Source organism: Stenotrophomonas sp. FW305-C-20-S1, from assembly GCF_058783335.1.
The window spans coordinates 17,575-40,145 of the sequence record NZ_JBYTEK010000027.1 but is presented as its reverse complement, the minus strand read 5'-3'; the positions used below and the strand labels follow the sequence as shown (position 1 = coordinate 40,145).

At 67.7% G+C, this 22,571-nt stretch carries 21 protein-coding genes and 1 tRNA gene; 10 read left to right on the top strand and 12 right to left on the bottom strand.

Translation table 11 applies throughout. From position 1 onward, the window contains the following. Positions 1-87: 87 nt before the first annotated feature. The 6 genes from AC3WTC_RS14625 to AC3WTC_RS14600 form a co-directional block, all read right to left on the bottom strand. Positions 88-537, bottom strand: a complete 450-nt coding sequence (locus AC3WTC_RS14625; protein ID WP_025879086.1) for a DUF2147 domain-containing protein — start codon at positions 535-537, stop codon at positions 88-90. Between the two features lie 406 nt (positions 538-943). After that, positions 944-1,348, bottom strand: coding sequence for an SMU1112c/YaeR family gloxylase I-like metalloprotein (gene gloA2, locus AC3WTC_RS14620; protein ID WP_099843250.1), 405 nt, complete (start codon positions 1,346-1,348; stop codon positions 944-946). Beyond that, the gene (locus tag AC3WTC_RS14615) at positions 1,345-2,415 is read right to left on the bottom strand and encodes a serine hydrolase domain-containing protein (protein ID WP_492711746.1); all 1,071 of its coding nucleotides are present in this window, start codon (positions 2,413-2,415) and stop codon (positions 1,345-1,347) included. Before AC3WTC_RS14615 ends, gloA2 begins: the two co-directional genes overlap by 4 nt. A gap of 16 nt (positions 2,416-2,431) precedes the next feature. Then, a complete protein-coding gene (locus AC3WTC_RS14610; RefSeq protein WP_492711745.1) occupies positions 2,432-4,375 on the bottom strand; it encodes a DUF885 domain-containing protein in 1,944 nt (647 codons plus the stop codon). Between the two features lie 96 nt (positions 4,376-4,471). Further along, the gene (locus tag AC3WTC_RS14605; RefSeq protein WP_025879090.1) at positions 4,472-5,257 is read right to left on the bottom strand and encodes a queuosine precursor transporter; all 786 of its coding nucleotides are present in this window, start codon (positions 5,255-5,257) and stop codon (positions 4,472-4,474) included. Continuing rightward, on the bottom strand, positions 5,254-5,937 hold the full coding sequence (locus AC3WTC_RS14600; protein ID WP_032975065.1) for a DUF502 domain-containing protein: 684 nt from the start codon (positions 5,935-5,937) through the stop codon (positions 5,254-5,256). The genes AC3WTC_RS14605 and AC3WTC_RS14600 overlap by 4 nt, the downstream gene beginning before the upstream one ends. A gap of 84 nt (positions 5,938-6,021) precedes the next feature. Here AC3WTC_RS14600 and AC3WTC_RS14595 point away from each other — a divergent pair, with 84 nt between their 5' ends. Further along, positions 6,022-7,293 carry a hypothetical protein gene (locus AC3WTC_RS14595; RefSeq protein ID WP_492711744.1) on the top strand — a complete coding sequence of 424 codons (1,272 nt, stop codon included), beginning with the start codon at positions 6,022-6,024 and terminating at the stop codon, positions 7,291-7,293. Between the two features lie 7 nt (positions 7,294-7,300). Here the strand turns inward: AC3WTC_RS14595 and AC3WTC_RS14590 are convergent, their stop codons facing one another. The 5 genes from AC3WTC_RS14590 to trxA all read right to left on the bottom strand — a co-directional run bounded on the left by AC3WTC_RS14590 (position 7,301) and on the right by trxA (position 12,912). Continuing rightward, positions 7,301-8,020 (bottom strand): hypothetical protein, encoded by a 720-nt coding sequence (locus AC3WTC_RS14590; protein ID WP_099784980.1) that lies wholly within the window; start codon positions 8,018-8,020, stop codon positions 7,301-7,303. Positions 8,021-8,073: 53 nt separating this feature from the next. Next, the gene (locus tag AC3WTC_RS14585) at positions 8,074-8,526 is read right to left on the bottom strand and encodes a DUF4442 domain-containing protein (RefSeq protein ID WP_032975063.1); all 453 of its coding nucleotides are present in this window, start codon (positions 8,524-8,526) and stop codon (positions 8,074-8,076) included. A gap of 89 nt (positions 8,527-8,615) precedes the next feature. Then, on the bottom strand, positions 8,616-10,250 hold the full coding sequence (locus AC3WTC_RS14580; RefSeq protein WP_492711743.1) for a CHASE2 domain-containing protein: 1,635 nt from the start codon (positions 10,248-10,250) through the stop codon (positions 8,616-8,618). Continuing rightward, positions 10,247-11,947: a FecR family protein gene (locus tag AC3WTC_RS14575; protein ID WP_025879095.1), complete on the bottom strand. Its 1,701-nt coding sequence runs from the start codon at positions 11,945-11,947 to the stop codon at positions 10,247-10,249. Before AC3WTC_RS14575 ends, AC3WTC_RS14580 begins: the two co-directional genes overlap by 4 nt. Positions 11,948-12,054: 107 nt before the next feature. Next, positions 12,055-12,912 carry a thioredoxin gene (trxA, locus tag AC3WTC_RS14570; RefSeq protein WP_492711742.1) on the bottom strand — a complete coding sequence of 286 codons (858 nt, stop codon included), beginning with the start codon at positions 12,910-12,912 and terminating at the stop codon, positions 12,055-12,057. Between the two features lie 153 nt (positions 12,913-13,065). On the opposite strand from trxA, the gene AC3WTC_RS14565 reads away from it, so the two are divergent. The 9 genes from AC3WTC_RS14565 to AC3WTC_RS14525 all read left to right on the top strand — a co-directional run bounded on the left by AC3WTC_RS14565 (position 13,066) and on the right by AC3WTC_RS14525 (position 21,068). Then, entirely contained in the window at positions 13,066-13,674 is a 609-nt protein-coding gene (locus AC3WTC_RS14565) for a DUF998 domain-containing protein (protein WP_033831703.1), read from the top strand. Between the two features lie 105 nt (positions 13,675-13,779). Next, complete coding sequence (gene leuS / locus AC3WTC_RS14560) at positions 13,780-16,419, top strand: leucine--tRNA ligase (RefSeq protein ID WP_025879299.1); 2,640 nt, start codon at positions 13,780-13,782, stop codon at positions 16,417-16,419. A gap of 139 nt (positions 16,420-16,558) precedes the next feature. After that, positions 16,559-17,134, top strand: a complete 576-nt coding sequence (locus AC3WTC_RS14555; RefSeq protein ID WP_025879298.1) for an LPS-assembly lipoprotein LptE — start codon at positions 16,559-16,561, stop codon at positions 17,132-17,134. Between the two features lie 12 nt (positions 17,135-17,146). Next, positions 17,147-18,184, top strand: coding sequence for a DNA polymerase III subunit delta (holA, locus tag AC3WTC_RS14550; RefSeq protein WP_059064761.1), 1,038 nt, complete (start codon positions 17,147-17,149; stop codon positions 18,182-18,184). 3 nt (positions 18,185-18,187) lie between these two features. Then, positions 18,188-18,853, top strand: a complete 666-nt coding sequence (gene nadD / locus AC3WTC_RS14545; protein ID WP_223482795.1) for a nicotinate-nucleotide adenylyltransferase — start codon at positions 18,188-18,190, stop codon at positions 18,851-18,853. 58 nt (positions 18,854-18,911) lie between these two features. After that, positions 18,912-19,325, top strand: coding sequence for a ribosome silencing factor (gene rsfS / locus AC3WTC_RS14540; RefSeq protein ID WP_025879295.1), 414 nt, complete (start codon positions 18,912-18,914; stop codon positions 19,323-19,325). A gap of 63 nt (positions 19,326-19,388) precedes the next feature. Beyond that, positions 19,389-19,859, top strand: coding sequence for a 23S rRNA (pseudouridine(1915)-N(3))-methyltransferase RlmH (gene rlmH / locus AC3WTC_RS14535; protein ID WP_492711740.1), 471 nt, complete (start codon positions 19,389-19,391; stop codon positions 19,857-19,859). A gap of 22 nt (positions 19,860-19,881) precedes the next feature. Then, positions 19,882-19,958, top strand: a tRNA-Asn gene (locus AC3WTC_RS14530). Between the two features lie 150 nt (positions 19,959-20,108). Then, positions 20,109-21,068, top strand: a complete 960-nt coding sequence (locus AC3WTC_RS14525) for an alpha/beta hydrolase (RefSeq protein WP_425541485.1) — start codon at positions 20,109-20,111, stop codon at positions 21,066-21,068. Positions 21,069-21,087: 19 nt separating this feature from the next. On the opposite strand, the gene arcD is transcribed toward AC3WTC_RS14525, so the two are convergent. Beyond that, positions 21,088-22,509 carry an arginine-ornithine antiporter gene (gene arcD / locus AC3WTC_RS14520; protein ID WP_492711753.1) on the bottom strand — a complete coding sequence of 474 codons (1,422 nt, stop codon included), beginning with the start codon at positions 22,507-22,509 and terminating at the stop codon, positions 21,088-21,090. Positions 22,510-22,571 lie beyond the last annotated feature (62 nt).

The window sequence follows — 22,571 nt, the reverse complement described above, 5'->3', positions numbered from 1 at the left end:
CCAGGGGGAACCGGGGATTATCGCATGCCCGCAACGCGGTGACCCGGCCGGAGCCGGGTCACCAGGGCATTGCCGGGGCCGTGACGCTTACTCGCGGACCCAGGTCTGCGCGCGGCAGATGAAGGCGATGCAGCCGGACACGTCCAGCTTGCCGCCGCCCGGCTGCAGCTCGATCTTCGAGCGGTAGGTCTTGCCGTTGGCCGGGTCGAGGATGGTGCCACCGGACCACTTGCTGGTGGTGCCCTTGTCCTGGCTCAGGTTCCAGAGAATGGTCATGCCCTTCACCGGCTTGTTCTTGTTGGCGCCCTCGCAACCATCGCAGACCGGGTTCGGGCCCTTGTCCGAGTGCAGGATCTCGACCACCTTGCCGGACAGCGTGCCGTTGGCGGCCTGGCTGATCTCGACGATCGACTTCACCTTGCCGGTCTTGTCGTCGATGGTCTTCCAGCGGCCGGCGGCACTGTCGGCGGCCTGCGCGGAGAGCGCGGCCAGGCACAGCGGCAGCGCCAGCAGCAGGGTCTTGAAGGTCTTGCGCATGGTCCCCTCCCAGGGTTCATTCCGGCACGATGCCGGTACGGGTCGACTGTATACCCATTCGGCGGGGTATGGGGAAGGGGGGGGCTTTGGCCGGGCTGCGCCCGGCACCCGCAACGGCAACGGCAACTGCAACTGCAACTGCAACTGCAACTGCAACGGCAACGGCAACAGCGTGCATTCCGTGGGATGGCGGGGTGGGTCCGGTTGCGGGGGACGCCGTAAACCCGTCCATGGGGGCTTGGCCGCGGCATCCATGCCGCGGACACCCCCGCAACCGGACCCACCGCGCCTTCGACAGGTTCCGCGATCGGTTGGAATAGCGTTGCCTGCTCTTGGTGGGTGTCGACCTTGGTCGACACGCAGATCCATGTCATGCGTTGATGAATGCTTGTCGATTGAAAATCGCTCAACCGGTCTCGTACAGCTCCAGCGGCAGGTCGTCGGGGTCGGCGAAGAAGGTGAAGCGGCGGCCGGTGTATTCGTCCACGCGGATCGGTTCGCATTCCACGCCGTGGCGGGCCAGGCGTTCGATGAAGGGTTCCAGCGCGGCTACCCGGAACGCGAGATGGCGCAGGCCCTGGGCTTCGGGGCGGCTGGGCCGTGCGGGGGGCGAGGGGAAGGAGAACAGCTCCAGCTGGCCGCCATCGGGCAGGGCCAGGTCCAGTTTCCACGAGTCGCGTGCCGCGCGGTGGTTCTCGGCCAGTATGCGCAGGCCCAGCACGCGCACGTAGAAGTCTTTCGAGCGGGCGTAGTCGCTGCAGATCAGTGCGGCATGGTGGATGCCCAGCAGGCCGGTGGTCGTGGTGGTCATTGCAGGGTGTCCAGCCAGCGCTGGGCGATCTTCAGCGCCAGCGGATAGGGTTCGGGTGCGTTGCGGTTGCTCAGCACGATGATTGTCAGGTGCTTGTCCGGGTAGCGCAGGATCACGTTGCGGAAGCCGATGCTCTCGCCGCTGTGCCAGTGCATGCGGCCGTTCAGGCGCCAGCCGAAGCCGTAGTGCGGTACGTCCGCTTCGGTGGTGGCGGTGGCCGGGCTGAACATGGCCTTGCGTGATGCGGCCGACAGCAGGCGGTCGTCGTACAAGGCCGCGTCCCAGCGGGCGAGGTCGTCCAGCGAGGAGTAGATGCCACCATCGCCGAGCACGGCGCTGGTGGTGCTCTGGTCGGTACGCTGCCAACGTCCGTCAACTTCGCTGTAGCCATAGGCACGCTGCGCGACCTGGTCGACCCCGTCCTGGTGGGCGACGGTGTGCGCCATGCCCAGCGGCCTGAAAATGCGCTGCTGCAGGAAGCTGGCAAAGTCGCTGCCGGCGGCGCGGCCGACGATCAGCGCCAGCAGTGCGTAGCCGCTGTTGCTGTAGCGGTACTGGCTGCCGGGTGCGAAGGCGAGTCGATCTTTGCGGGCCAACAGCGCCAGCACATCGGTGTCGTGCACCTGCCGGGTGTCGGCAGGGTCCATCAGGTCTTCGTAGTCCAGTAGACCGCTGGTGTGCGACAGCAACTGGCGCAGGGTGATGCCGGCAGCGGCGGGCGGCAGCTCCAGCAGCCAGCGCCGCGCGGGCTGGTCCAGCGCCAGACGGCCGTCCTCGACCAGCAACAGCACCGCCGCAGCGGTGAACTGCTTGCTGACCGAGGCCAGGCGGAAGTTGCTGGCCGGCGTGACTGGGCTGCCATCTTCAACCACGGCCAGGCCGTAGCCGCGACGGAACACCGGCTGCCCGTCGTGCAGCACCAGCACCGCTGCGCCCGGCACCTGGCCGTCGTAGGCCTGCATCAGTCCATCGATGCCTGCATCCGGAGGTGCCAGCGGTGCCGCTGCCAACGCTATCGACGGCAGCAGAGCGAGAACCGTGGCACACAGCAGGGCGGCAGGGCGCATGGCAGCTCCGTGGCGGTCAGGGCGCGGGCGCAGGCGTTGCAGCGGCCGGCTGCGCCAGCCAGCGTTCGATCTTGTGGTCCAGTACATCCAGCGGCATCGAACCGTCCTTCAGCACTTCGGCATGGAAGCGGCGCAGGTCGAACGCAGCGCCCTGGCGCGCCTTGGCCTTGTCGCGCAGGGCGATGATCGTGGTCAGGCCGGCGACGTTGGACAGCGCCTGGCCAGGCTGGGCCATGATCCGTTCCACTTCCGCGTTGGCATCGTCAGCGCTCATGTCCACGGTTTTCTGCAGATAGGTCACGGCTTGCTGCTTGCTCCAGCCCTGCGCATGCACGCCGGTGTCGGCGACCACGCGTGCGGCGCGCAGCAGGCGCGAATACAGATAGCCGATGCGGTCGTACGGATCGGTGTACGCGCCGAGGTCTTCGCCGAGGGTTTCCGCATACAGGCCCCAGCCTTCGACGAAGGCAAGGTCACCGCCGAGGCGGCGGAAGCGCGGCAGCTTGGTCAGTTCCTGCTGCAGCCCCAGCTGCACATGGTGGCCGGGAATGGCTTCGTGCAGGTACTGCACCGGCACGTTCCAGCGCTTGCGGCTGGGCAGGTCGCGGGTGTTGACGAACAGCACGCCAGGTTGTCCCGGCGGCGACGGCTGGTAGGAGGCTGCGGCGGCGGTCATGGCACGCTCCGGTTCCACTGCACGGATCTGCAGCGGCGCCTTCGGCAGGGTGTCCAGTACCTGCGGCAGGCGTGCATCGACCTGCTGCTGCACCTGCCGGTAACGGTTGAGCAGCGCGTTGGCATCGCTGTACTGGAACTGGCGGTCGTTGCGCATGCTGCGCAGCAGCTTGGCCTGCGAACTGCGCAGCTTGCCGTCGCGCATCACCGTGGTGATCTGCGCCTGCAGCTCCTGCACACGCTGCTCGCCCAGCGCATGCAGCTGCGCGGCGGTCTGCTGGCTGGCGGTGGTCTGCACGATCAGGTTGGCGTACCAGGCCTGGCCGTCGGGAAGTGCGCCAAGGCCGCTGCTGCTGCGCGTGGCAGGCAGGTATTCGGTGGCGATGAAGCCACGCAGGGCGCGGTAGGCCGGCATGATGCGCAGTTCGATCATGCGCTTGTACTCGGCGCTGATGCGCGCCTTGTCTTCGGCGGAGATGGACTCGGGCATGGTCCGGATCGGCGACCAGAAGATGCTCTCTTCGGCGGTCGGCTTGATCACCGCGTCCAGCTGCGGCAGTACCTTTTCCATCAGGTCGCGCGGCTGCACCACGCCGGCCTTCATGCCCTGGCGCATGTTGTCGATGGCCTGCTCGAACAGGTCGGGGATGCCCAGCGAGCGTCGCGACCAGGTGTCGTAGTCCTTGGCCGTATTGAACGGCTGTGCGCCAGCACCGGCGCCGAGGATGGCCATGATGCTGCCGACGTTGTAGTACTGGCTGATCGGCATCATCCAGCTCGGATAACGTTCGGCGGCCAGCGAAGCGCGGGCATCACGCACGAAGATCTCGTAGCTGAGCAGGTCCTGCCCCTGCAGGCCGTCGCTGCCGATCTTCTCGACCTTGCCCAGCCATTCGGTGGTGAAGTCGTGCGATTGCTGGCGCCACGCGGCAGAAAGGATGTTGGGCAGCTGGTCGTTGTAGCGCGGCTCGCCCTGGAAGGTGGCCTGCAGCGGGTTCAACCGCATGGAGGCATCCCAGTATTCGTCGTACAGCCGCTCCAGCTGCACCTGCTTGGGCACCGCACGGGCAGGGGCGATCGGGCGCGGCGCGGCGCGGCGCGCCGAACTGCCGCGGGCGGGCGTGGTGGCACGCGTGCCGGCGCGGGCCTTCGGCTTGGCCGCCTGGCGGGTCTGCGCGGCGGCGGGGCGGCTGCCCTTCTTCTTCGCTGCTTCGGCCGGCGGAACGGCGCTGAACAGGAACAACGCGGCGATGGCGGCGGCCAGGACGCGGGGGGAATACGGCATCAAGAAGCTTCCGTGGAACACAGACCGTGGAGCTTGCACGATCCGCGCGCGTACGGCCAGCGTGGGGGCGCAGTCAGCTTGTGCGTCGCTGGGGCTTCAGTCAGCCGCGGCCGCAGCGCGCAGGTCGGCGGCGCGGTGTTCGCCCAGATAGCGGGTGATTGCGCGACGCATCAGGTACAGCAACGGAATCAGGGCGATCGCAAAGCCCATCTTGTAGACGTAGTTGACGCTGCTCACTGCCAGGAACAACGAAGTCGGCCAGTGCTGCGGGCCGAGCACGAAGGCGATCCAGATCACCACGAAGCTGTCCACCAGCTGCGAGACCGCGGTGGAACCCGTGGCACGCAGCCATACATGGCGCTCGCCGGTTGCCTGGCGGATGCGGTGGAACACCGCCACGTCGATCAACTGGCCGAACAGGAACGCCACCAGCGAACCGGCGATGGTCCACATGCCCTGTCCGAACACCGCCGCGAACGCGGCCTGGTAATCGGGCACGCCGTGGGCATCCATCGAGGTTACCCACCAGCTGGCCGGTGCCAGCGAGATCGCCGCGAAGGCGAACAGGAAACCGTAGGCGATCAGCACCACCGCCAGCCACGAGATGAAACGCACCCCGCGCTTGCCGAAGAATTCGTTGATGGTGTCGGTCATGATGAACACCACCGGCCACAGCAGCGTGCCGGCGGTGAAGCTCAACGAGCCGGTCTGGCCGAACAGGTTCCAGTTCAGCGGGTCGATGCCGAGGGTGTCTTCCAGGGCGAAGATCTTCACCCCGATCAGTTCGGCCAGCACCGCGTTGCCGCAGAAGAACGCAGCCAGCACGATGAACAGCAGGACCGCGCGGTCCTGCAGCGGGCGCGCGTGCGACGCCTCGCTCATTCGGAACGATCGCCGGCGCGGGTGAACGGAACGCTGGCTGGTGCCACTGCACCGCCGGAAATGATGAAGCTCATTGCCTGGTCCACCGTCCAGTCGGTCGGGGTGAGCAGTTCGACAGGCACGATCTCCAGATAGCCGGAGGTCGGGTTCGGCGTGGTCGGCACATAGACGGCCGCCAGTTCGCGGTCGGTGCCCTGTTCCTTGATGACCCGGGTGACCAGGCCCACCGACTTCATGTCGCGGTGCGGGAAGTCGATCAACACCACGCGCTGGGTACTGCCCGGTTCGGTCTGCAGCATGTCCAGCAGCTTCTTGGCGCTGTCATAGATGATGCTGGCCAGCGGAATGCGCTTGATGACCGCGCCGACCCAGCGCAGCAGGCGCTGGCCGACCACGCGGCGGCTGGCCACGCCCACCGCCAGGATCACCAGCAGAGTGGCCAGCAGGGCAATGGTGTTCTGGATCCATTCGGCGCGGACCCAGCCGAGGTAATGCGGGAAGCTGGTCGCGATCTGTTCGGACAGCGGCACCACCAGCGGGCTGGAGATGCCCGACAGCAGCACGAACACGAATTTGACCACCACCCAGGTCAGCCAGATCGGCAACAGGGTCAGCAGGCCGGTCAGGAACAGGCGCTGCAGGGAGGGACGGGGAACCAGGGCGGGGGCATCGAGCGACATGCGCGCATTGTAGCGGTCGCGGCCGCTCGTTTACGCTGCCCGTTGGCGGCGCTGGCCATGCAGGGAAGGGATGCTGTGTTGAGGATGCTGCGGTGGTTGGGCTGGGCAATGCTGGGTCTGCTGGTGATCGCCATCGCGGCATGGCTGCTGTCGAGGTTCTGGCCGTTGTCGGCCGCCCAGCGGGAGGATGTCCGCCTGCTTGAAGCCGCGCATCGCAGCGAGGGCAGGAACGGCTTCGCCCTGCTGTGGACGCTGCCCTTCGATGGGCTGGACCTGGCCCAGCGTGAGGCGGCATTGGCCGAAGATCTGCAGCGCTGGCAGGCGGCGCCCACGCAGGCGTCGCAAGCGTCGGTGCTGGCCGCCAGGCACGCACCGTTGAATCCGGGCCGCTCAGGTCGTTGTGCAGTCGGGCCGGTCGGCTGCCTGGCACAGGTACGCGCTGATCCGCAGCGCTTCGCTGACGCCCACGCGGGGCATGCCGGCCTGCACGAGCGACTGGCCCGGATGGCGGACTACGATCGCTTCGATTCCCCGTTCAGGCCCCGCGGAAGCGAGCTCCTGCCTCTGCCGGCCTACGCGCCGCTGCTGGATGGGGCAAGTGCACAGGCACTGGCCTATCTGCAGGGCGATGTTGCCGGTGCCATCGAGGGCAGCTGCAGCGCGGTGCGGTTTGGTCGGCGGTTGATGCGGACCGGCAGCACGCTGGTGGACAGCATGATGGGCGCCGCCGTGGTGCGGACCCATGCCGCACTGCTTGGCGAGATGCTGGTCGAGCAATCGCCGGATTACGCGCTGCCCGTCCCCTGCGAGGCGGCGCTGCAGCCACTGGACGCGAACGAACAGAGCCTGTGCCAGGCAATGCAGGGCGAATTTGCGATGAACAAGGCGGCGGTGGAGGCGTCCACGCAGACGGCAGGCAGCCGTCTGTTGCTGGATCGCGACCACACCCTGGCCCGGATCGCCGGCAATTTCGGCTGGGCATGCCGGCCTGCTGCAGCCACGGCGCTGGCGGCCGACGTCCCGCTCCCTGTGTCGCCACCACTCGGATGGGATGTGCGCTGCATGGCCAACCCGTTGGGATGCACATTGAGCGCCATCGCCGGGCCGTCCTATGCGCCGTACGCGGCGCGCAGCCAGGACACGGCGGCGATGATCCGCCTGCTCGGCGCGCAGCGCTGGCTGCGGCAGCAGCCCGGGCCCGCCGACGAGGCGCTGGCGCGGTTGCCGGCGCAATGGCGTTCGCACGCCCGCACGCCCGAGGTGTCTGCCGATGGCCGCTACCTGCAGGTGCTGCGGCGCGGACCTGCGCGCGAAGGCGAAGGCCCGCATCTGTCGATGCCGTTGCGGGCGGATTGACCCGCGCTCAGCCGCCGTCGCCGAGCGGATTGAACGCCCAGCCATCACCGACGCTGTCCAGCGTCCAGGGCTTGCGGTCACGCAGGGTCTGCCAGCGCACCTGTTCCTTGTCGTCCTGCATGCTGCCTTCGGTCAGCTTCACCTTGCCGGTGGAGTAGTTCACGCTGAGGCCCTCGGTCTGCCCGGAATTGCGCATCATCGTGTCGCGGTCGTAGCCGATCAGCGCGAAGTTGCCTTCCTGCCAGCGGAACGTGAACGTGGTGGTGCCCATCGACCAGCTGCCCGCGCTGGAGAACGAGTACAACCCAACCCGCAGTGCGCCGCGCTGGATCGACACGCCGGTGCCTTCGGCCAGCGCATCGCTGAGAACGGGCGAGTCCGGCCGTGGAATGAGCGTGTGGTTCTGCGCGGCCAGCACGTAACCGGACGGTCGCGCGAAGGCGATGGCGAGGATGCGCGGGTTGCTGTCATACGGCGAAGGGCCAAACCCATCGTGCTCGATGATGTTGCGCGGGTCCTGCTGGCGCAGCACCAGCGCGAGGTCTGCGCGCCCGTCCTGGTCGAGGTCGCCTTCGATCCTGTATTCCAGCGTCCAGCCGGCAGGTACGAAACCCTCGGCCGTGGCGGCGTGCGCGGGCACGGCGGGATAGCGCACCGGCGGCACGTCCAGTGCAGTGGCGGCGAAGGGCAGGGCGGTCAGTGCCGCAGCAAGGAAGAAAAGGCGCATTGCAGCCTCCATGGCAGGGCTGCAGAGGATAGCCGGGCGTGCGCCGGCCCGCTTTACCGTGCGTGTGGCTTCAGGCGCACATAGACCTGCTTGCGTACCTGCGCGACCACCTCGCCGGCTTCGTCGACCACGTCGTTGCTGAACCAGCGCAGCACTTTTTCGCCACCGGCCGCCGCCGTGCGCAGTTCATCCAGCAGTGCATCGTCGATGCGGAAAGACGTGCGCACCGTTCCACGACCGGGCTTGAGGAAATCGATCGCACCGGCGCGATCCCAGACGTAATAGTCGCGGCCCAGGGTGTGCATCAGGCCCAGCATCCAGAACGGATCGGTCATCGCAAACAGGCTGCCACCGAAGTGGGTGCCGACGTAGTTGCGGTTCCAGGGGCGCAGGCGCAGTTCCACGTCGATCTGCCGGTAGTCCGGGGTGATCCGGGTGACATGGATGCCGGTGAACAGGAACGGTGGCCACAGGTTGATGCCGAAGCGGAACGTGCTGGCTTTCATGCGGGAACCGGGCAGGGGACGGGGCGCCCAGTCTAACCATTCGCATGCGTATGTTGTAGCCCGCAGCGCGCCGACAGGCCTGCCGGGCGTTAGGGTCCGGGCGTGCCGCCGTCGATCACGTAGCCGTCGCGGCCATTGTCCTTGGCCCGGTACAGCGCGTTGTCGGCGCCTTCGACGAAATGATGCGGTTGCAGGTCGCCGTCAGGCACACGGGTGTAGACGCCGATGGTCAGGGTGACGCCTGTGTCGCTGCCATCGCCGGGCGGCGGCAGGGCGCGGATGCAGGAGATCAGGTCTTCGATCACCTGCCGCGCGCCTTCAACCGGGGTGTCGGGCAACACCAGTGCGAACTCGTCGCCGCCGTAGCGGGCAGCCATGTCGCGGGGGCGCCGGGCATGCGCCTGGATCAGGCGGGCCACTTCGCACAGCACGCGATCGCCGACCTGGTGGCCATGACGATCGTTGTGGTGCTTGAAGTGGTCGACGTCGATCAGGGCCAGGGTCAGTGGCTTGCCACTGCGGCGTGCCGCATCGCATTCCTGTTGCAGTGACTGTTCGAAGCGCAGGCGGTTGCCCAGTCCGGTCAGCGCATCACGGTTGGCCTGGCGGTGCCAGGAGGCGATGCGCCAGGTCGCCCACGCCGTCAGCACCAGCACGACGCCGAGCAGAGCGCTGGCCGGCGCCCACCAGAGGCTGCCGGTGCGCAGCAGCAGCCAGCTCAGCAGCGGCGCGGCCGGCAGCGAGCACAGCGCAACCACCCAGGGCAGGCGCAGCCCGAGCAGCAGCACGCACATGGCCACCAGCAGGCCGGCCATGGCGTCCTGCCAGGCGCGGGGCAACACGTTGATCTGCTTGTCCTGCAGCAGCATCGAGGCGATGTTGGCCTGGTACTCGCTGCCACTCATCCAGTATTCGCGGGTGGTGGGTGTCAACAGGCGGAGGGCGATGCCGCTGGCGGTCATGCCCACCACGATGCGCCTGCCACGCAGCATCGAGGCATCCACGCGCCCTTCCAGCACATCGGCGTAGGACACCTGCGGCAAGCGTTCCGGTGGCCCGGCATAACGCACGCGCACGTAATCATTGCGGCGCCATTGATAGGGCGAGTCCAGCGCCGGGTCGGGATCGGGCAGGCCCTGTGCGCGTTGCGGCGGCAGGCCGGTCAACGCCAGGCCGAGTGCCGGCCAGTGCGCCTGGCCGATGCCGGCGTGCAGGTAGGCCCCGCGGGCGACACCATCGCCGTCGACTTCAACGTCGCTGTGGCCGATGGCGGCAGCGCTGGCGGCAATCAGCGGGATCGGCAGCATCTCCTCGGCCATGCGGTCGCCGGCGGCCGGCGCGGCCAGCACCGGCAGTACCACACGGCCGTTGCGACGGATCGCCGCTGCCAGCTCGGCATCCTGGCGCGCATCGCGACGGTCGGGCTCGGACAGCATGAGGTCCAGCGCGACGCGCTCGGCACCGGCGTCGGTCAAGCGGTCCAGCAGGCGGGCATGCATCGAGCGCGGCCACGGCCACTGGCCCAACCGCTGCAGGCTGCCTTCGTCGATGGCCACGATCAGCACGCTGGGGTCGGGGCGGTAATCCCAGCTGCCGACCATCAGGTCGTACGCGCTTTCGTCCTGCCGCCACAGCCACTGGCCATGGCTGACCACCGCCGTCGCTACACCCGCCAGCAGGGCCAGCAGGATCCGTCGCGACCACGGCAGCGGCGAGCGCCTCACAGCAACAGCCACAGCAGCAGGGCACCACCGCTGGCGCCGTAGCACAGGCGACACGGCAGCTTGACCTGCTGGGCGGGCGAGAACGGTCCAGCATGGCCGTCGTCATCAATGTACTGCACGCGGATGTGCAGCGTGCCGCGCCACGGGCGCTTGAAACTGACCTGCGGTTGGTCGACGGTGGTATCGAGCAGCGGCGCGCTGAAGTCGCCGCGGCGATCGACCTGCACGCGGTAGCGCTGCCCGTCGCTTCCCGCCTGCCAGCGCAGGGTCAGCTCGCCATCGACGGCTTCGGGCGGCTGCAGTGCCGGGTCCACCGGTTCATCGGTCAGTTGCAGCGTCACTGCCTGGCCATAGCGACCCTGGTGGCCTTGGTCATCACGCGAAGCGACCCGCCAGTAGTACTGGCCGGGAGGCAGCGGCTGGCCCAGGCGCAGGTCGGTGCCGCCGGTGCTCTGCTCGCGCAGCGGCTGCAGGAACTGCGGCTCGTCGGCCACCTGCAGCACGCTGCTGCTGGCACCGGGCGCCTGGCTCCAGTGGAAGCGGGGACGGTCGCTGTTGACCGTCTGTCCCTGCAGCGGGGAAATGGTCAGCGGCGGTGGCGGCTGGTCGTCGAGGACGAAATCCTCGCTGGCATCCAGGCCTTCCACACCCTGTGCATCCACTGCGCGCAGCAGCAGGCGCAGCGTTCCTGGCGGCAGCTCGCCGATCAGCAGCCGGGTGTCGGCGGTGTCGGCGGCAAACAACAGGATTTCCGGGGTGGCGGCCTGCACCACTTCGACCCGGTAGTGATCGGCGCCGGTCACCGGCTCCCACGCGAGCTGGGCCGGCAGGGCTCCCAGGCGGGTCGCATCGGCACGCAGGCGCGGTGCCGGCAGCAAACCGGAAACCGCTTCGGGCGCCGTTCCGCTGCCCGCGCTGCGGCTGGCCTGGCCGGGGTGCACCAGACGCTGGCCATGCGGGTTGCCGACCTGCACTTTGCCTTCCAGTACTTCGGTGGCACCGGCATGGGCATCATCGCCGGCGCTGACCCGGAACACGGTGCCGCGCACGCTGCTGGTGGCCGTGGGGGCATCGATGATGTAGCGCGAGGCCGGCCCGCGCGCAGGGGTTACCCGGTTGCTGGCGCGCCCCTGCTGCAGGCGCAGGCGGGTATCGACCATGCCGGTGCGGCCATAGCGGCTGAGCTGGTCCAGGCGCAGGCGTGAGTATTCGCGCAGCTGCAAGCGCGACGCATCGGCGAACTCAAGGGTGATGCTGGAATCGGCCTTGGTCTGGATCGCGTCGCCGATGTGCAGCTGTTCGCCTGCGCGCACGGCGCGGCTGCTGCTGCCATCGGCCGCGCTCAGTTCAACCTGCCCACGCACGGCCAGTACCCGCGCCGGGGCGGGCTCAACGCGCAGCCAGCCGATCGGGAAGCGCAGCAGTTCACCCGGCGGCAGCCGGTACGGGTTGTCGATGCGGTTGTGCTGCTGCAGCTGCTGCCAGCCGACGCTGGGCTTGAGGTAGGCCGCGCCGAGATCCCACAGGGTATCGCCGGGCCGGACCCGGTAGTTCCAGTCCTGCGCGCCGGCGAGCGCCGGCCACAGGCAGAGGGCACACAGCAGTGTGCGCAGGAAATACTTGATGAAAGACGACGAGCGGCCAACGGTCACGGATAGCTGTCCCGGCAAAGCGGGGGCGCAGCAGCAAGACCCCATGGCCCCGACCTCATCCCCCCGAACGGATCGTGGCGGCCCTGGGGGCCACCATCGCGGGCATTATTGCCCGCGTTCAGTGCAGGGATTCTGAACGATGCCGGTGCCGTTCAGAACAGCAGGGAGGCCATCCGGCGCCGCGAACGGCCGACCAGGTCTTCATCGGCGATGACGTTGAACGCATCGATCAGGGCCTTGCGCGGCAGTCCTTCCTGGAAACTGCGGTCGATCCGCAGCATCTCCAGGAACTGTTCCAGCGCAGCTTCGTCCTCGCCGGCCAGCAGCAGCTGCACACCCCGCAGGTGGCGTGCCTGCAGATCCTTGCCGTCGGCGGCGATGCGCGCATCCAGCTCCTCGGCGGGAGGGGCATCCTTCAGCGCGGCGGCGAAGGAGAGCCGGGCGCGGCCACGCACGGCGCGGTCGTCGGTGGCCAGGTTGGCGGGCAGGGCATCGATCAGGGTAGCGGCCTCGTCCACGCCGCCGACCTGCAGCAGGGCCAGGGCCAGGTCGAGCTTCAGCTCATCCTTGTCCGGCTCGGCGGCGATCTGCGCGCGCAGCACGTCCACCTCTGCCTGCGGGTCCAGCGGCGCTTCGTCCTCGGCGATGGTGTCGCCGACATCAGCCGGCACAACGCCGTGCTGGGCCAGGAATTCACGCAGCTGGCCTTCCGGCAGGGCGCCGGGGAAGCCGTCCACCAGCTGTCCACCCTTGACCAGGAACACGGTGGGCACCGAACGGATCTGGAAGGCCGCCGCGATCTGCTGTTCCTTGTCCACGTCGACCTTGGCCAGCTCGAACGCGCCGTTGTATTCGCCGGCCAGCTTCTCCAGCATCGGGCCGAGGGTCTTGCACGGTTCGCACCAGGTCGCCCAGAAATCCACCAGGACCGGCGTCTGCAGCGACTTCTGCAGCACTTCCGCCTCGAAGGTGGCAGTGGTGGCATCGAATACGTAGGTCGTCTCGGTCATGGGGCATCGTTCGGCATCTGGAGACCGATTCTATGGTGACGAACCTTGCCGGTCTCAACCCTGCGGTCACGCCCACCATGAAATCGCGGACGGCTTGGCGCAGGTGCCGGCTGCCGTGACAATGGCCTGATGTTCTCCTGAAGAGTGGCTGCAATGTCCGTGGTTCGGCTGGATCGTTGGGTAGGCATGCTCGCTGCAGCCCTGTTCGTGCTGTCGGTGGCCGGCTTCGGTGCGGCCCTGCCGGACTATTCGCAGGCGATGCATCCGGTGACCTGGCTGGGCGCGCACGGCATCCCCCATGCGCTGGGCTTCAACCTGCTGGGCCTGGTGCTGCCGGGTGCACTGGCGGTGGTCGTGGCCGAGCGCCTGCGCCGGCAGCTGCCGGTGGACGCCGCCTGGACGGCACGCGTGGGCAGCCAGATGCTGCTGCTGGCCGGTCTCGCCTTCATCGCGATGGGCCTGCTGCCGCTGGATTTCGAAGACCAGATGGGCATGCAGGGCCCTGCCAGCAAGCTGCACGCCAGCGTGTGGATGGTCTGGGCACTGGCCTTTGTCGCCGGCAGCGTGATGCTGGGCGCGGCGCGGCTGCGGCATTCCGGCGGGCGCAGGCTGGGCCTGCTGACGCTGGCCTGCGGAATCGGTGCCGGTCTGCTGGCGTTCGGCCTGCCGGGGGTACTGCCGGCGGCGCTGGCGCAGCGGTTGGCCTTTGCCTGCTGGGCGCTCTGGCTGGCCCTGGCCCTGCCTCTGTCGCGCGGGCGCTGAGATGCTTCCCGCAGCCGCGCCGCGCGCCGGTCCGGCAGGCAGGATTGGAGCCATTTGCCGCACTGCGGTACGCTGTACCGCTTTGCCGCCGCAACCGCGTGTTACATGACCAGCGTCGAACCCAACGTTTACGATCCGCAGCAGGTTGAATCCGCCGCCCAGCAGTACTGGGATGCTACCCGTGCCTTCGAGGTCGATGAAGCCTCGGACAAGCCGAAGTACTACTGCCTGTCGATGCTTCCGTATCCGTCCGGTGCGCTGCACATGGGCCACGTGCGCAACTACACGATCGGCGACGTGATCAGCCGCTACAAGCGCATGACCGGCCACAACGTCCTGCAGCCGATGGGCTGGGACGCGTTCGGCCTGCCAGCGGAAAACGCCGCGATCAAGAACAAGACCGCGCCGGCCGCCTGGACCTACAAGAACATCGACCACATGCGCAGCCAGCTGAAGTCGCTGGGCTATGCCATCGACTGGTCGCGCGAGTTCGCCACCTGCCGCCCGGACTATTACGTCCACGAGCAGCGCATGTTCACCCGGCTGATGCGCAAGGGCCTGGCCTACCGCCGCAACGCGGTGGTGAACTGGGACCCGGTCGACCAGACCGTGCTGGCCAACGAACAGGTCATCGACGGCCGTGGCTGGCGCTCCGGCGCGTTGGTGGAAAAGCGTGAGATCCCGCAGTGGTTCCTGCGCATCACCGACTACGCCCAGGAACTGCTGGACGGCCTGGATGAACTGGACGGCTGGCCGGACTCGGTCAAGACCATGCAGCGCAACTGGATCGGTCGTTCCGAAGGCCTGGAAATCCAGTTCGATGTGCGCGACGTCGATGGCGCCGCACTGGATCCGCTGCGCGTGTTCACCACCCGCCCGGATACCGTGATGGGCGTGACCTTCGTGTCGATCGCCGGCGAACACCCGCTGGCGCTGCATGCCGCGAAGAACAATCCGGAACTGGCTGCGCTGCTGTCGGAAATGAAGCAGGGCGGCGTGTCCGAGGCCGAGCTGGAGACCCAGGAAAAGCGCGGCATGGATACCGGCCTGCGCGCCGTGCATCCGGTTACTGGTGCCCAGGTGCCGGTGTGGGTCGCCAACTTCGTGCTGATGGGCTATGGCACCGGCGCGGTGATGGCCGTACCGGGCCACGACCAGCGCGACAATGAATTCGCCAACAAGTACAACCTGCCGATCCGCCAGGTCATCGCGCTGAAGTCGCTGCGCAAGGACGAGAGCGCCTACGACGCGACGCGCTGGCAGGACTGGTACGGCGACAAGACCCGCGAGACCGAACTGGTCAACTCCGACGAGTTCGACGGCCTGGACTTCCAGGGCGCCTTCGAAGCGCTGGCCGAGCGTTTCGAGCGCAAGGCCCAGGGCCAGCGCCGGGTGAACTACCGTCTGCGCGACTGGGGCGTGAGCCGCCAGCGCTACTGGGGTTGCCCGATCCCGGTGATCTACTGCGACAAGTGTGGCGCGGTGCCGGTGCCGGAAGACCAGTTGCCGGTGGTGCTGCCTGAAGACGTCAACTTCGTCGGCACCGGTTCGCCGATCAAGGCCGATCCAGAATGGCGCAAGACCACCTGCCCGGACTGCGGCGGCGCGGCCGAGCGTGAGACCGACACCTTCGACACCTTCATGGAGTCGAGCTGGTACTACGCCCGCTACACCTCGCCGGGCGCCCGCGATGCGGTCGACAAGCGTGGCAACTACTGGCTGCCGGTGGACCAGTACATCGGTGGCATCGAGCACGCGATCCTGCACCTGATGTATTTCCGCTTCTACCACAAGCTGCTGCGCGACGCGCGGATGGTGGACAGCAACGAGCCGGCGCGGAACCTGCTGTGCCAGGGCATGGTGATCGCCGAGACCTACTACCGCCCGAACCCGGACGGCTCGAAGGACTGGATCAACCCGGCCGATGTGGAAGTGCAGCGCGACGAGCGCGGCCGCATCACCGGCGCCACCCTGATCGCCGATGGTCAGCCGGTGGTGGTCGGTGGTACCGAGAAGATGTCCAAGTCGAAGAACAACGGCGTGGACCCGCAGGCGATGGTCGGCAAGTACGGTGCCGACACCGTGCGCCTGTTCTCGATGTTCGCGGCACCGCCGGAACAGTCGCTGGAATGGAACGAAGCCGGCGTGGACGGCATGGCCCGTTTCCTGCGCCGCCTGTGGGCACAGGTGCAGAAGCACGCTGCCGACGGCGCCGCACCGGCGCTCGACGCGGCTGCACTGGATGCCAGCCAGAAGGCCCTGCGCCGCAAGACCCACGAGACCATCGGCAAGGTCGGTGACGACTACGGCCGTCGTCACAGCTTCAACACCGCCATTGCCGCGGTGATGGAGCTGATGAACGCGTTGGCCAAGTTCGAGGACGGCAGCGAGCAGGGGCGCGCCGTGCGCCAGGAAGCGCTGCAGGCCATCGTGCTGCTGCTCAACCCGATCACCCCGCACGCCAGCCACGCCCTGTGGCAGGTGCTGGGCCATGGCGAAACGCTGCTGGAAGACCAGCCGTTCCCGCAGGCCGACAGCAGTGCGCTGGTTCGCGACGCGCTGACCCTGGCCGTACAGGTCAATGGCAAGCTGCGCGGCACGATCGAGGTCGCCGCCGATGCCGCGCGCGAACAGGTTGAAGCGCTGGCGCTGGCCGAGCCGAACGCGGCCAAGTTCCTGGAAGGCCTGACGGTGCGCAAGATCATCATCGTCCCCGGCAAGATCGTGAACATCGTCGCTGCCTGATGTACCTGGCACCGGCCGCCATCGTGGCGGTCGGTGCGTTGTCGCCACGCCGGGCACGCCCGGCCGATGGCCCTGCGTTCACGCGGCCTCGGGCACCCTGTCTGTTGCCGTGATCGCCCGGCTCCGCCAGACTGTCTCCATGACCCGAATCCTGCTTGCCCTCGTTCTCGTCCTCGGCCTCGCCGGCTGCGGTTTCCACCTGCGCAACAAGCTGATGCTGCCGACCGACACGGCGCCGGTGAAGGTGGTCTCCACCGCGCCCTACAGCGAGTTGGTCAAGCTGTTGAACCGCAGCCTGCTGGCATCCGGTGCGCGCTTGGCCGATGAGGACAGCGAGGGCCCCAATGCCCAGCTGCAGGTGCTGTCCGAACGCTGGGGCGACCTGCCCATCGCGATCGACTCGCAGGGCCGCGCGCAGGAATACAGCCTGCGCTATGCGGTGATCTTCATCTTCCGTCGCGAAGACGGCAGCGAGCTGGTGCCGCAGCAGGTGATCGAACTGTCGCGCGACTACGTGTCGCCGCCGACCGACGCCACCGGTACCACCACCGAACGCGAGATCCTGGCCGATGAACTGCGCCGGGAAATGTCGGCCTCGATCATCCGCCGCATCGACAGCGTGGTCCGCGCCGAACTGGAAAAGGGCGGCAGCCTGTCGGCGCCGAAGCCGGTCGAGCGCGATCCGGTCGAGCCCGCACCCGCCGTCCAGCACTGAGCCGGGCGCCTGATGGAACTGCGACCGGAACAGCTGGCCGGGCAGGGCGCTGACACGGCGCTGGCGCCGGTCTACCTGATCGCCGGTCCGGAAACGCTGCGTGTGCTGGAGGCAGCTGATGCCGTACGTGCCCGTGCACGTGCGGCCGGCATCGACGAGCGCGAAGTGTTCGATGCCGATGGCCGTGATTTCGACTGGAACCAGCTCGACGCCAGCTTCAATGCCCCCAGTCTGTTCAGCGCCCGCCGCCTGGTGGAAGTGCGCCTGCCCAGCGGCAAGCCGGGCAAGGACGGCGGTGAGGTGATCAGCCGGTTCTGCGCCAACCCGGCGCCGGACGTGATCCTGATGATCACCGCCAACGAATGGAGCAAGGCCCACCAGGGCAAATGGGCCGAGGCGGTGAACCGCGTCGGCGTGCTGTCGGTGGCCTGGGCCATCAAGCCGCATGAGCTGTCGGACTGGATCGAACGGCGCCTGCGCAGCAGGGGCCTGCGCGCCGAACCGGCGGCCGTGCAGCGCTTGGCCGAACGCGTGGAAGGCAACCTGCTGGCGGCTGCGCAGGAGATCGACAAGCTCGTATTGCTGGCCGACGGCCAGACCCTGGACGTGGAACGGATGGAATCGCTGGTGGCCGATGCTGCCCGCTACGACGTGTTCCGACTGGTGGAAGCCACCTTCTCCGGCCAGCCCCAGGCGGTACTGAGGATGCTGGCCGGGTTGCGCGGCGAAGGCGAGGCCGTGGCCGCGCTGATGCCGATCGTGATCCGCGAGCTGTTGGCCGGTGCCGGCCTGGCACGGGTACAGGCACGTGGCGGCAATCTGGCGGCGGAGATGAAATCCCGGGGTATCTGGGAATCGCGGCAGGCGCCCTACAAGCGCGCTCTGCAGCGGCACCCGGAAGGCAAGCGCTGGGAGCGTTTCGTGGCCGAAGCAGGGCTGGTTGACCGCATCGCCAAGGGCCGCGCAGACGGCGATGCCTGGCTTGCACTTGAGCGCCTGCTGGTGGCGGTGGCCGAAGCGCGTGCGGTGCGGCTGCTCGCCCGGGCCTGATCCATGAGCCTGCGGATCTATTACGGGGGCACCTTCGACCCGGTGCATCTGGGCCATCTGGCGATCGCTCGCGCTGCGCGCGATGAACTGCAGGTGGCGGTGCGCATGCTGCCTGCCGCCGACCCGCCGCATCGCGCGGTACCGGGCGCGACCGCCGAGCAACGCTGCAGCATGCTCGGCCTGGCCATCGGCGATGAGCCGGGCCTGCTGCTGGACCGTCATGAGCTGGATCGGGCCGAGCGCTTCCCTGGCCGACCTTCCTATACCGTCGATACCCTGCGCGAACTGCGGGCCGAACTTGGCCCCAGCCGCCCGCTGGCGTGGCTGGTGGGGGCCGACAGCCTGCTGGGCCTGCCCAGCTGGCACGAGTGGCAGGCGCTGTTCGGTCTGGCCCATTTCATCGTTGCCGAACGGCCCGGCAGCCCGCTGCGGGCCAGTGTCGACGGCGCGCTGGGCCAGGCCACCGAGGGGCGCTGGGCCGACAACGAGCAGGCCCTGTTCACCAGCCCAGCCGGCCGCATCCTGCGCCTGCACCACCCGCTGCGGGTGGAATCGGCCAGTGCCGTGCGCGCCCAGATCGCCGCAGGCGGCCCCTGGCGGGCCATGCTGGCACCAGCGGTGGCCGACTACGTTTCTGGCCACGGCCTGTACCGCCCCGCCACCTCGTGAATACGGTTGCTGCGCTGTGCCCGTATAATCGCCCCCACGTTTATCGAGTCGACCCGCTTTGAGCAACCAGACCCAGCCCCAGACCATCAAGGTCGATCTGCCCAGCCCGCCGCCCTCCGTGCCGGAACTGCTGGCCAGCGTTCGTCAAGCCACCGAAGACCTGAAGGCCAAGGACCCGGTCGAGATCGACGTACGCGGCAAGTCCAGCGTCGCCGACTACATGGTGGTCGTATCGGGTACTTCGACCCGCCATGTGAAGTCCATCGCCGACGAAGTCGTGCGCTTCGCCAAGAACATCGACGTCATGCCCCTGGGTGTTGAAGGCGAGCGTGAAGCCGAATGGGTGCTGGTCGACCTGGGCGACGTCATCGTGCACGTGATGCTGCCGCGCGTGCGCGAGTTCTACGCGCTCGAGCGCCTGTGGACCGTTGGCGACCAGCCGCCGTCCTACGACGACGACGAAGTGGCCTGAGCCATTCGTTGATGCGGTTTTCGACGGCGCCGATGGCGCCGTCGACGTTTTGGAGGAATGTTGATGAAAGCCTGCCTGATCGCCACCGGCGAACGCGCGCCCAGTTGGGTGGCGCAAGGGTTTGCCGAGTACCAGAAGCGGCTCTCGCACTGGCTGCCGTTCGAGCTGGTGGAGATCGAGCCCGGCCTGCGTGGCAAAGGGCGCGACGCACGTCGCGCCACCGAGGACGAGGGCAAGCGGGTGATCGCTGCGTTGCCGAAGAATGCCTATGTCGTTGCACTGGACGTACCGGGCCGCCAGCTCAGTTCCGAACAGCTGGCGCAGCGCCTGGAGCACTGGCGTGGACAGGGCAGGGACCTGGCGTTCCTGATCGGTGGCCCGGAAGGGCATTCGCCGGAAGTGTCTGCGCTGGCCGATGAAAAGTGGTCGATCGGCCCGCTGACGCTGCCGCACATGCTGGTGCGGCTGGTGGTGGCCGAGCAGTTGTATCGCGCTGCTGCGATGTTGGCCAATCACCCCTACCATCGCGCGTGAAGAGTCGTTATACTGGCGGTCTGCCCGAATAGCTCAGCCGGTTAGAGCACTTGACTGTTAATCAGGGGGTCGTTGGTTCGAGTCCAACTTCGGGCGCCACATTCAAGAGGCCTGCATCGCAAGATGCAGGCCTTTTTTGTTGTGTCGCGCCGTGCAGTCGCGTGCGGCGGTGGATCCACCCCATGCGTGGATGCATCGCGCGCGATCTTTCGAGCGGACTCGACTCTACACTGCAGGTCCATCACGTGGATGTTGACGATGCGCGCTCGCTTTGCATTTCGCCTGCTGATGGTCCTGCTGCCATTTACCGCATCGGCCGCCGCGCCTGCTACCTGGCACCCGCCAGCCGGTACCACCGAACTCCCTCTGTGGCCGGATGGGAAGGTGATGGCACCGCCGAAGCTGAAAGGCCGCGAGCAGGTCAGCGAAACCGTCTCCAAGGCCAGTGGCGAGCGCTGGATGATGCTGCAGAACGTGGCCGTGCCCACGCTCACCGTGTTCCCGGCGAAAGGCTCGCCCAACGGCACGGCAGTGATGGTGATACCGGGTGGTGGCTACAACGTGCTGGCGATCGACCTGGAAGGCAGCGAGATCTGCGATTGGCTGACCGCGCAGGGCGTCACCTGCGCACTGCTGAAGTATCGCGTACCGGCCTCGGGGCCGAACTGGGACCGCGAATGCAACTGCCGCGACATTCCGGCCGTGCCGATGGCCTTGCAGGATGCGCAGCGGGCAATGGGCCTGCTGCGTGCGCAGGCCGCGCGCTGGAAGATCGATCCACAACGGTTGGGCGTGATCGGCTTCTCGGCCGGCGGCCATGTGGTGGCCGGGCTGAGCACGCATGCGCAGCGCAGCTATCCACCGCTGGATGCGGCCGATGTGCAGTCCAGCCGGCCGGATTTCGCGATGCTGCTGTATCCAGGGCATCTCTGGGTACGCAAGGATGATTCGCTGGAAAAAGACATCGTGGTCGATGCAAAGGCGCCGCCGACGTTCATCGTACAGGCTGCCGATGACCCGACGGACGATGTCCGTCATGCATTGGTCTATCACCGCGCACTGATCGAGGCCGGCGTGCCGGTTGAAATGCATCTGTTCGCGCACGGCGGCCACGCCTTCGGCCTGCGACTGAAGGATGCGCCGGTGTCGGCATGGCCCAGCCTGGCAGAACGCTGGATGCATGACATCGGCATGCTGACGAAGCACTAGCGTCGGGCGTGGCTCGGCCTTACAAGGTCAGCGCGCCACGGGCGAACGCCACCAGCGTAGCGATCGCCACCACCAGGATCGCGCCGAACAGCACCCATTCCCAGCGCGTGAACACCCGCTCGCCGCGCTGGCGCCGGGTCAACGCGTACAGCACTACGCCCGGCACATACAGCAGTACCGACAGCAGCAGGTTGTCCAGGCCACCGGCATACACCAGCCACAACGCATAGGCGCTGGCCAGCAGCGCGACGATGAAGTCGCGCCAGCGGGCGCCGGCCGCGCTGGCGTAGGCCTCGCCCTGCCAGGCCAGCTTCACGCCGAATGCGCTGGACAGGAAGTACGGCACCAGGCTCATCGACGCCGCAAGCAGCACCAGGCTGGTGTAGCTGCCCGAATTGAACAGCACCAGCAGCAGGAACAACTGGATCAGGCCATTACTCAACCACAGCGCATTGGCGGGCACGCCGCGCGCGTTCTCGCGGCCGAGAAAGGCCGGCATCGTGCCATCGCCAGCGGCGGCAAACAGCACTTCGGCGCACAGCAGCACCCACGCCAGCAGCGCGCCCAGCACCGAGATGATCGAGCCGATGATGATCACCGTCGCACCCCATTCGCCAACGATCGCGCGCAGCACATAGGCCATCGAGGGATTGGGCAGGCCGGCCAGTTCGGCCTGCGACAGCACGCCCATCGACAGCAGGCTGACCAGCACCAGCAGCAGCCACACGCCGATGAAGCCGATCACGGTGGCGCGGCCGACATCGGCGCGTCGTGCCGCGCGCCGCGAATAGATGCTGGCACCTTCAATACCGATGAACACCCACACGGTGACCAGCATCATCCCGCGCAGCTGCTGGCCCATGTCGCCCAGCGCGGGAGCGCCGAAGAAGTCGGCACGGAACACGTCCATGCGGAATGCACCGGCTGCCAGGATCAGGAACAGCGCGATCGGCACCAGCTTGGCCACGGTGACCAGGCCATTGATGATCGCCGCGGTACGCAGGCCGCGCAGCACCAGCAGGTGCACGGTCCACAGCAGCACGGACGATGCGGCGATGGCGGCCGGTGTATTGCCTTCGCCGAACACCGGTGCGAAGTGGCCGAGACCGCTGAAGATCAGTACGAAGAAACTGGCGTTGCCGAGTACCGAAGCGACCCAGTAGCCCCACGCGGCGGAGAAGCCGATGTAGTTGCCGAAGCCTTCGCGCGCGTACGCATAGATGCCGGTGTCCAGGTCGGGGCGACGATTGGCCAGGGCCTGGAACACGAAGGCAAGCATCAGCATGCCGGCACCGCTCACCGCCCAGCCGATCAGCGCGGCGGCCGGGCCGGCGCTGCGCGCCACGTTCTGCGGCAGCGAGAAGATGCCGGCGCCCACCATCGAACCAACCACCAGCGCGGTCAGTGCGGCCAGGCCAAGGCGTTGGTTGGATGAGGGCATCAGGCGCGGCGCAGGTGTCGGGATGCCCATGATGGACGCTGTCGCGTGTGGAAAAAAGCAAA

Bases quoted from the DNA above. Each gene is read 5' to 3' on its own strand.
- AC3WTC_RS14575 (WP_025879095.1), bottom strand. From the start codon at position 11,947: ATGGGGTCTTGCTGCTGCGCCCCCGCTTTGCCGGGACAGCTATCCGTG.
- AC3WTC_RS14595 (WP_492711744.1), top strand. From the start codon at position 6,022: ATGCTGCGGTGGTTGGGCTGGGCAATGCTGGGTCTGCTGGTGATCGCC.
- trxA (WP_492711742.1), bottom strand. From the start codon at position 12,912: ATGACCGAGACGACCTACGTATTCGATGCCACCACTGCCACCTTCGAG.
- AC3WTC_RS14525 (WP_425541485.1), top strand. From the start codon at position 20,109: ATGTTGACGATGCGCGCTCGCTTTGCATTTCGCCTGCTGATGGTCCTG.
- AC3WTC_RS14565 (WP_033831703.1), top strand. From the start codon at position 13,066: ATGTCCGTGGTTCGGCTGGATCGTTGGGTAGGCATGCTCGCTGCAGCC.
- arcD (WP_492711753.1), bottom strand. From the start codon at position 22,509: ATGCCCTCATCCAACCAACGCCTTGGCCTGGCCGCACTGACCGCGCTG.
- AC3WTC_RS14585 (WP_032975063.1), bottom strand. From the start codon at position 8,526: ATGAAAGCCAGCACGTTCCGCTTCGGCATCAACCTGTGGCCACCGTTC.
- AC3WTC_RS14605 (WP_025879090.1), bottom strand. From the start codon at position 5,257: ATGAGCGAGGCGTCGCACGCGCGCCCGCTGCAGGACCGCGCGGTCCTG.
- AC3WTC_RS14600 (WP_032975065.1), bottom strand. From the start codon at position 5,937: ATGTCGCTCGATGCCCCCGCCCTGGTTCCCCGTCCCTCCCTGCAGCGC.
- holA (WP_059064761.1), top strand. From the start codon at position 17,147: ATGGAACTGCGACCGGAACAGCTGGCCGGGCAGGGCGCTGACACGGCG.
- AC3WTC_RS14615 (WP_492711746.1), bottom strand. From the start codon at position 2,415: ATGCGCCCTGCCGCCCTGCTGTGTGCCACGGTTCTCGCTCTGCTGCCG.
- nadD (WP_223482795.1), top strand. From the start codon at position 18,188: ATGAGCCTGCGGATCTATTACGGGGGCACCTTCGACCCGGTGCATCTG.
- leuS (WP_025879299.1), top strand. From the start codon at position 13,780: ATGACCAGCGTCGAACCCAACGTTTACGATCCGCAGCAGGTTGAATCC.
- AC3WTC_RS14610 (WP_492711745.1), bottom strand. From the start codon at position 4,375: ATGCCGTATTCCCCCCGCGTCCTGGCCGCCGCCATCGCCGCGTTGTTC.
- gloA2 (WP_099843250.1), bottom strand. From the start codon at position 1,348: ATGACCACCACGACCACCGGCCTGCTGGGCATCCACCATGCCGCACTG.
- AC3WTC_RS14555 (WP_025879298.1), top strand. From the start codon at position 16,559: ATGACCCGAATCCTGCTTGCCCTCGTTCTCGTCCTCGGCCTCGCCGGC.
- rlmH (WP_492711740.1), top strand. From the start codon at position 19,389: ATGAAAGCCTGCCTGATCGCCACCGGCGAACGCGCGCCCAGTTGGGTG.
- AC3WTC_RS14625 (WP_025879086.1), bottom strand. From the start codon at position 537: ATGCGCAAGACCTTCAAGACCCTGCTGCTGGCGCTGCCGCTGTGCCTG.
- AC3WTC_RS14590 (WP_099784980.1), bottom strand. From the start codon at position 8,020: ATGCGCCTTTTCTTCCTTGCTGCGGCACTGACCGCCCTGCCCTTCGCC.